The following is an 8,153-nucleotide window of genomic DNA, read 5'->3' on the forward strand; positions in this document are numbered from 1 at the left end:
ACACAGCCATTCGGGTTCCAGTGCCGCTCCAAACCCGGCACGGACTTCGGACACGCGGTACTAGTCCCGCCGTCGACGGCGGCGCCCGACCCAACCTGCTCGGCGCCCGCGAGGGCGTGCCCCCGGCCTACTGGGGCGCGCCCTCGGGCCTGCGCTGCCTCGACGGCGTCGTCGCCGACGTCTGGGACGAAGGCATGACCCACCACATCCCGCGGCTGATGGTCCTCGCCAACATCGCCCAGCTCCTCGACCTCGAGCCCCGGGCGCTGACCAACTGGTTTTGGTCCGCCTACGTCGACGCCTTCGACTGGGTCGTCGAGCCCAACGTCCTGGCCATGGGCAGCTTCGCCGTGGGCGAGCTGATGACCACCAAGCCCTACGTGTCCGGCTCGGGCTACATCCAGCGCATGAGCGACTACTGCTCGAGCTGCGCCTTCCACCCCAAAAAGAGCTGCCCGCTCACGCCCATGTACTGGGCCTACCTCGCCCGCCACGACGCGCTCTTGTTCGAGGTCGGCCGCTCCCAGCGACAGGTCTGGAGCGTGCGCAAGCGCGACCCGGCCAAGCGAAGGCGCGACGCGGCGACCTTCGAATTCGTCCAGGCCACGCTCCGCGCGGGCGAGCGCCTGAGCCCCGAGGGCCTCGCGGCCGCGCTCGCCAAAGCCGATACCGACTAGACTTCGCCGCGCATCAGCGAGCCCGCGACGAGCTTGCCGTAGTTGCCCAGGGTCCGGCCCATGTTCCACACGTCGAGGGTGCTCATCAGGGTGTCGGCCAGCCCAAAGGGCAGCATGGTCGGGATGGGCCCGCGGCTGTACTCGAGCATCCACGCCGAGTCGGGGATGCGGTAGCCCTTGACGTGGTTGCGGCCGAGGTAGGCGAGCTCGCCGTCGCGGTAGTTCACGCGGTCGACCTGGCCCTCGAGGTAGCACCACATCTCGCCGTTGAAGACCCAGTCGTAGACCTCGGTGGCGTAGCGGCCCGAGTGCCCCTCGGTCCCGATCGGCGTGCCGAAGAACAGCAGGTACTCGGACAGCGAGCAGTACATCAGCGCGATCTGACCCATGGCTCCGCCAGCGTTGTTGAAGATCCAGTTGCGCGGGGCCGCGGAAATCTGCTCGGGGTAGCGCTCGCGCAGGGCGAGGGTGATGGCGTCCATCGCCTCTTCCGGGGGGAGGCCGACCCCCGCCTGAACGCAGGCTCCGAGGACTTCGGGATCAAAGACGTAGGACATCTTCGAGCGCCATACCACCGAGGCCCGGCGAGGGACTAGCGATTTAGCTCGCTCGGCCCGCCTCGACGTCCGAGTAGGCAATCCGCCCCTGCCTGGGGGGCTGGGTGAGGGCTCGACGGGCAGGCCCGCGCAGAGGTGATACAACCGTATGCGCGATGACTCGAGAGCACGGCTTGCCTGCGGCGACGCGCAACTACGTGATCTTCGGTCTCGCCTTCGTCGTCGCCTCGGTCCTGGCCGTCCGCGCCTGGCTCAGCCCGAGCGTGGGCCGCGGCCAGCCCGACGGATGGCTGCGTGTGCTCGTCGTCACAAATGACGTCAAGGATCTCGCCTCGGCCCTCGACGAGCACGGCCTCAACGCCCTGCAGCGCACGCCCACCGGGGTCATCGAGGACGGCCGGAGCCTGCTCGACGCCGACGCGTCGGAGCTGGACATCGCCCTGGCCTACGCCGACGAGCACGGCTACGGCTTCCTGGCCATCGCCCAGGACGACTTCGAGTTCAGCTACCCCGGCGTCCTCGGCGAGCACGCGAGCCCCCCCGACGCGCACACCGAGAGCCCCTTCCTCGTGTTCAGCGTCGGCGACCGCACCGCGCCCAACGGCGGGCAGTCGCGGGCCGCCGCCGGCCCCATCGCCTCGGCGCCGCTCTACGACCGGCCCATCCCCCAGTTCGACTCCCTGCGCCTGGCCCTGTTTGGCCACCCCGACTTCCTGGCGCTGTGGGAGGAGGCCCCCGGCACCCGCGACACGCCCGCGCACCAGGCCCGGCAAGTGCTCGAGGCCCGCAAGGTCCTGAGCATCGCCGACGCCCTGCGCTCCGCCCACGAGGGCTGGGTGCAGCTGGCCCGGGGCTGGACCCACGACGATCTCGGCTCGGGGGCGGCGCAGGTCCGGACCCTGACGCCGCCGTGGACCGCCGGCGAGGCCCTGCCCGTGGTCGGCGGCGCGCTGGTCCTCGAGCGACCCGCGAAGATCATCGTCCAGACCCAAGGGAAGCTGCCCGAGAGCTCCCTGCGCGAGACCTTCCTGCGCACCGGCTACCGCCACACGCCGCGCTTTGCCTCGACCGCCACCGCCGAGCTCGACAGCTGCGCCGGCTTGCCCGAGCGCTTCGCCGGCCAGGCCCAGGTCAGCGCCGACGGCCGCCGCGTGCTGCTCGGCCACGGCGAGCCTGGTCAGGCCGAGCTGTGGACCTTCACCCACGAGCCCGGCTCGCTCTGCGCCGCCGAGCTGAGCCAGACCCTCGACACGCCGGTCGCCGGCCGCGTCGACGACCTGCGCGTGGCCAGCAGCGGCAAGCTGGCGTGGATCGACCTCGACGACGGCAGCCTGCGCTGGATGGACGCGAGCACCCGCTCGCGCCTGCCCCCGCCGACGACCGGGACCAAGAGCGGGGGCCGCTTCTCCAGCCCGCGCTGGCTCGACGGCGAGCTGCTCGTGGTCCTCGGCGAGCACCCGCGCGAGGCCCCGGAGTTCGACTTCGACACGGCCCTGCACGTCGTCGGCACCGAGGGCGCGGGCGAAGACGGCTCGACCCTCGAGCCCGTCCGCGCGCACCTGCGCCTCGACGCGCTGTGGGCCGAGGCCGAGCGCGGCGCCGAGCGGGTGCGCGGCCTCGAGCTCGCGCCCGCCGGCCTCGATCGCCTGCTCGTGCTGACCCGCGGCTGCGCCCTCGAGTCCCCCCGGCCCGGAGCGCGCCCCGGTCGAGCCGCCCAACCCTGCCTGCACCTGCTGCGCACCGAGGACGGTCGGCCCCTGGGCTCGGTCTTGCGCGAGGCCCTCGCCGCCGCGCCGGACCCCAGCCCCGAGGCCGTCGGCAGCGAGCTCCGCGGGCGCCTGCACCTCGAGACCTTCGGGCCCATCGGCCCCTACACGGATCTGGGCTTCGCCCCGGACGGCAGCGCCCTGGCGTGGACCGACGACGACGGCCTCATGCTCCTCGAGCTGCCCAACGCCGCCAGCGAGGACGCGGCGCTCACCGGCGCCCGCCGGATCAGCGCGCTCTCCGATCTCCACCGGCCGCGGCTGAGCCTCGACGGCGCGCACATCTACGCCACGCGCGCCCTCGAGCTGCCCTCAGACCTGGCGAGCGATCCCAAGAAGGCGCCCCGCGTCGACGTGGCCCTCGCCTTCGCCCGCGATGCGCAGCCCTGAGTTCTGCTCTGCCCCCACAAACGCCTAAGACCGGGGGCGCTTCGTCGCTGCCCGCTCCTCTGCTTTGGCTTGGTGGGCAATGAAGTTCGTGCCTTTGAGAAGGCGCGTGGTCGCCCCCGCTAGCGGGGGCGTGGCGTGGACGTGGGGCAGGGAGGGCGTGGCGTCGTCCACGACGGCGAATAAACTAGGCTGGGCGCGCTCCTCCCCGGGCTGCGTGGACGCGGCCCCGCGCGCGTGCCAAATTCGCCGCGCATGGCCGGCCTGGACCCCTTCTCGTCCCGGCGACGCTTCGCCCTGGCGCGCACCCTCGCGCTGGTGCTCGTCGTCGGCAGCCTCGCGGCGGGCGGGTGGTTCCTGACCCGCAGCGGCGGCCGAGGCCAGCCGGAGGACCCCGCCCACGTGCTCATCGTCGGGCCCACGCCGGAGCTCGTCGAGCTCCTCGAGCGCGAGGGCTTCGACGTGGCCCAGGCCAGCGCGAGCGCGGCGGTCAGCCAAGGACGCAGCTACGATCCTCAGCTCGCCGAGCTCCCGGCCATGCTCGAGTACGCCGACCGCTCGGGCTTCGGCTACGTGGCCCTCGATCTCGCCCACGGGGAGCGCTACGCCTTCGACGCGCTGGAGCTCGAGCGCGTCGGCTCTGGCGTGGGCGAGGCCGGCGTGCCCCCGGGCTCGACCTTCGCCGTGCTCGGGGTCGGCGATCTGACCGGGACCCTCAGCTTTGGCGGGCCGATCCCCGAGGTCGCCCACGACAAGCCCGCGGGCGAGTTCGTCGGCCTGATGCTCGCGCTCTTCGACCAGCCCGACCTGGCCAAGGCCCGGGATCGCCAGGCGACCAACGACCTGATGATCCGCTTCGACTCCGCCGGCACCCTCGACCACCTCGAGGACCTCGAGCGCGCCCGCGATCGCATGGCCCGGCAGGCCGAGGCCTGGCGCGAGCTCGGCGTGGCCAGGGCCGAGGGCGAGGTCGCCTCCGTCGAGTTCGCCCAGCCCTACGAGCGCGTCGTCGCCTGGCCCCTGGCCAACGGCTCCGTGCTCGAGGCCAGCCTCCCCGGGGCGTGGCACAGCCTCGACGGCCTGGACTCGAGCTGGTCGGCCGAGCGCCGACGCTCGACCCGAGCGCAGCTGTGGATCCGCACCTGGGACCCCGACGCGAGCGCCCTCGGCCCGCGCGAGCGCTGCCCCGCCCTGCCCGAGACCGTCGACCTCGACGCCTTCTCGGTCGCGCCCGAAGGCGACGCCTTGCTGATCCCCGCGACGCGCTGGATCGCCGATCTGTGGGTGCTCGATCGCGGCCCCGACGGAGCCGCCGCGCCGGGCTGCGCCTTCACCCGCGCCGACCCCATCCGCCGCCTGGCCGAGGGCGAGCTGGGCCAGGCGCGCAGCAGCGGGCGCACGGCCGAGGTCCTCGACGGGCGCCTGCAGTGGGCCGACGCCCGCATGCGAGCCTACCGACAGGTGCAGCTGCGCGACCTCGAGCTGCGCAGCTACGGCTTGCGCTGGCTCGGCGGCGCGACGGTGGTCGCCCCGGGCGTGCTCACCCTCGAGCTCGACGCGGAATCCAGCGACGCGGGCTCCCCCGCGGTCGTCGTCTGGGTTCGGCTCCCGGAGCCGCGCGTCGAAGATCGCGTCGAGGTCGCGCTCGTCCCCCTCGCGGCCGTGGTCGCCCCGCTGCGCGCCCCGGCGAAGCCCCAAAGGTCCAAGCCGGAAACGGCGACGCCCGAGGTCGCCCCCTCGGCGCCCGCCGTGAGCGAGTTTGCGATCCTCGACCTGTTCCCCCTCCCCGCGTCTGAAGACGCGCCTGGTCCCGCGTTGATCGCCCTCGTCGACGGGCCCGAGAGCGCGAGCCTGATCGAGCTGCGCTGGGCCAACGCCGACGCGCCCTGGGCCAACGCCCTCGACGCCAGCTACGACCTCGACGCGGTGCTGCGCTCGGGCAGCGAGCAGGTGCGCGCCCGCGTCCTGACCACCGGGCTGCCCGCGGAGGCCCACGACCTGCGCGTCGCCCCCGACGGAGGGCGCGTCGCCTGGGTCGCTCCCGCCAATGACGAAGACGAGGCGGACGGCGGGGATCCAAGCGCCGATCCCCAGCGCACCCTCGAGGTCTTCCTGCTGGCTCTCGATGACGACCAGAGCGTAGGGCGAGACCGCGCCCCTCGGCGCCTGACCACCAACGCGCGCAGCGACTCCCAACCCCGCTTCGCCGGGCCTGCCCATCAGCTCCTGCTCGTCGACAGCCGCTACCACCCCGACGATCGCCTGCCGGTGATCGAGTCGACCCGCGCCCTCGTCCTCGAGCCCTGAGTTCTGTTCTCCCCCCACAAGCATCTGAGGACCGGGGGCGCTTCGTCGCTATACGCTCCTCCGCTTTGGCTTGGTGGGCAATGGGGTTCGTCCCCTTGAGAAGGCAGGTGGTCGCCCCCGCGAGCGGGGGCGTGGATTCGGTGACAGTCCCTGAGTCGTGGACGTGCGGCAGGGAGGGCGTGGCGTCGTCCACGACGGCTAAATGGTCCCCGAGCTGGTATGCTGGCGTCGATGACGCGTCCAGGGGAGGACCTCGATCGTCTGCTCCTGAACACGGCGGCCCAGCAGCTCGAGGCCGTGCGTCCGCCCATCGATCGCGCCGACCCGCAGCGCACCGTCAGCACCCGCAGCCGCATGCTGTGCGCCGGCCTGGCCTGCCTCGCGCAGGCTTGCTACCGCGGCCTCGGGGGCCACGACGCAGACACCGAGCGCGCCCTCGGGCAGGCGGCGGCGCTCTTGTCCCTGCTGACCAAGATCGACGATCAGGTCATCGACAGCCTCGCCTTCCACGGCGGACCCCTGCCCACCGCCGGCCTCTCGCCGCGGGCGCTCCGGGCTCGGGGCGAGGCCCTCGACGCGAAGACCCGGGCCTACCTCGCCCCGACCCTCGCCTCCCTCCGCCACGCCCAGGTCCGCGCGAGCGACCCCCGCGACCAGGCCCGCTGCGCGCTCGCGGCTCGCCTCGGTCAGTCCCTGCGCGCGCTGAGCCGCGACACCCCCGAGCGCCTCGACCGACTCCTCGACACCATCGCCCTCGGCTGGGAGGTCCAGGTCCGCGCCGTCCGCCTGCTCACCCTCGATCCCGCCCGGGCCGAGCTGCCCGCCATCGAGGCCGTGACCGCCGACATCTCGGGGGCGTGGCTGCTGATGATCACCATGGTCGGGACCCTGCCCGCCGACGCCGCCCGGCCCCTCGCGTTCGCGGAAGAGCGCGCCTTTTACCGCTGGGGCCGCGCCATCCAGACCGCCGACGCCCTCGCCGACCTCGACAAGGACACCGCCGACGGCCTCGTCGCCAGCCTCCCGGGGGTGCACCTCGCCGCCCTCGAGCCCGCGCTGTGGCGACGCGCCTTCGCCAACCCCGACGCCCTCGAGGATCGCCGCGCCCTCTACGGCGGCCTCGCCGAGGCTGGCCTCGACCGCGCGCTGACCCCCGATCGTGAAGCTCGAGGCGCCATGGCCCGGGAGCTCGAACAGCTCGGCCGCGTGCCCGAGTGGCTCGAGTGGATCCACGCCTTCTTGAGCTGGCGGTGGATCGCCAAGGGCCGCGCCCTGGGTCTGCGCGACCCCGGCGGACAGCCCTTCGGCGCCGCCCTGTCCCAGCGCCTCGGCTGCGGCCCCTCGACCCTCGTCCAGCGCTGGCTCGAGAGCGCCGAGGCCAGCAGCGCCGTCGCCCCGACCGCGTCCTTGGAGGTCCCATGTTCGGGACGCTGAGCCCCGATCGCGGCGGCCTCGCCAAGGCCGATCACGGGCAGTGGCGGCGCTACTACTGCGGGACCTGCCAGAGCCTCGGCGCCCACTTTGGCCACGGCTTCCGCGGGCTGCTCAGCCACGACGCGGTGTTCCTCGCCCTGCTCGTCGACGGCCTCAGCGTCGCGGCGGCGGGCCCCGACCGGACCCGCTGCCCGATGCTGCCCGTGGTCCATCGGCCCACCGTCAGCCCCAGCTCCGTCGCCATGCGCTACGCGGCCTCGGTCCAGATCCTGCTGGCCGATCAGTGGCTGGCCGACCGGGCCCTCGACGGTCGCAGCCTCGCGCCCAAGGCCCTCGCGGCCCGCTCGGCCCGTCCCCTGCTGCGCGCGAGCGCGGCCCGGGCCCGGGAGACCCTGCGCGAGCTCGGATCGGATCTGGGCGACCTCGAGGGCATCGAGCACGAGATCATCGCGACCGAGGCCGCGATCGACGATCACGCCGACCCCGAGCGCGCGGCCGAGCCGACCGCCGCCGCCCTCGAGCGCGTGTTCGGGCGCATGGCCGCGCTCCCGGGCCTGGCCGTCGACGACCCCGCCGCCCTCGAGCGCCCCCTCGCCCAGCTCGGCCGCGCCGCGGGTCGGGCCATCTACCTCATCGACGCCCTCGAAGACCTCGAGGACGATCGCCGCGCGGACGCCTTCAACCCCTGCCTGGTCCACGACTTCCGCGGCCAGCCCCGGGTCAGCCGCGGGCGCCTGCGCCAGGCCACGGCGGCCCTCGAGCGCGCCCGCCTCGAGCTGCGCGAGGGCCTGGCCCAGCTGCCGCTTCGGCGGCACCGCGTCGTGCTCGCCAACATCCTGGTCGCGACCCTCGGCGCCCGAGCCCAGGCCGCGACCCGGGCGGCCCAGGAGGCCTACGACCTCGACCGCGCCCGCCGAGCCGCCGGCTGGCGCGGCCGCCTGGGCCTCGATCGGGCCAGCCTCGCGCGCAGCCTCGCCGGGGCCCAGCGCCTCCTGCTCGCCGGGCTGGCCATCCTCCGCCTGCCC

At 73.9% G+C, this 8,153-nt stretch carries 6 protein-coding genes; 5 read left to right on the forward strand and 1 reads right to left on the reverse strand.

All coding sequences use genetic code 11. From position 1 onward, the window contains the following. Nucleotides 1–20 precede the first annotated feature (20 nt). A complete protein-coding gene (locus PPSIR1_RS40755; protein WP_157596514.1) occupies nucleotides 21–677 on the forward strand; it encodes a cryptochrome/photolyase family protein in 657 nt (218 codons plus the stop codon). On the opposite strand, the gene PPSIR1_RS40760 is transcribed toward PPSIR1_RS40755, so the two are convergent. Continuing rightward, nucleotides 674–1,234, reverse strand: a complete 561-nt coding sequence (locus tag PPSIR1_RS40760; RefSeq protein WP_006977192.1) for an ERG2 family protein — start codon at nucleotides 1,232–1,234, stop codon at nucleotides 674–676. The genes PPSIR1_RS40755 and PPSIR1_RS40760 overlap by 4 nt on opposite strands. A gap of 155 nt (nucleotides 1,235–1,389) precedes the next feature. Between PPSIR1_RS40760 and PPSIR1_RS40765 the strand changes: the two genes are divergently transcribed. From PPSIR1_RS40765 to PPSIR1_RS40780, 4 genes are all read left to right on the forward strand, one after another. Beyond that, a complete protein-coding gene (locus PPSIR1_RS40765; protein ID WP_006977193.1) occupies nucleotides 1,390–3,390 on the forward strand; it encodes a hypothetical protein in 2,001 nt (666 codons plus the stop codon). A gap of 252 nt (nucleotides 3,391–3,642) precedes the next feature. Next, nucleotides 3,643–5,694 (forward strand): hypothetical protein, encoded by a 2,052-nt coding sequence (locus PPSIR1_RS40770; RefSeq protein ID WP_006977194.1) that lies wholly within the window; start codon nucleotides 3,643–3,645, stop codon nucleotides 5,692–5,694. Nucleotides 5,695–5,925: 231 nt separating this feature from the next. After that, a complete protein-coding gene (locus PPSIR1_RS40775; RefSeq protein ID WP_157596515.1) occupies nucleotides 5,926–7,128 on the forward strand; it encodes a hypothetical protein in 1,203 nt (400 codons plus the stop codon). After that, nucleotides 7,113–8,153 (forward strand): DUF5685 family protein (locus PPSIR1_RS40780; RefSeq protein ID WP_006977196.1); only part of this gene is annotated, 1,041 nt, incomplete at its 3' end. The genes PPSIR1_RS40775 and PPSIR1_RS40780, both read left to right, overlap by 16 nt.

It is taken from the genome of Plesiocystis pacifica SIR-1, assembly GCF_000170895.1.
Lineage (GTDB): Bacteria > Myxococcota_A > Polyangia > Nannocystales > Nannocystaceae > Plesiocystis > Plesiocystis pacifica.

Bases quoted from the DNA above. Each gene is read 5' to 3' on its own strand.
- PPSIR1_RS40770 (WP_006977194.1), top strand. From the start codon at position 3,643: ATGGCCGGCCTGGACCCCTTCTCGTCCCGGCGACGCTTCGCCCTGGCG.
- PPSIR1_RS40760 (WP_006977192.1), bottom strand. From the start codon at position 1,234: ATGTCCTACGTCTTTGATCCCGAAGTCCTCGGAGCCTGCGTTCAGGCG.
- PPSIR1_RS40775 (WP_157596515.1), top strand. From the start codon at position 5,926: ATGACGCGTCCAGGGGAGGACCTCGATCGTCTGCTCCTGAACACGGCG.
- PPSIR1_RS40765 (WP_006977193.1), top strand. From the start codon at position 1,390: ATGACTCGAGAGCACGGCTTGCCTGCGGCGACGCGCAACTACGTGATC.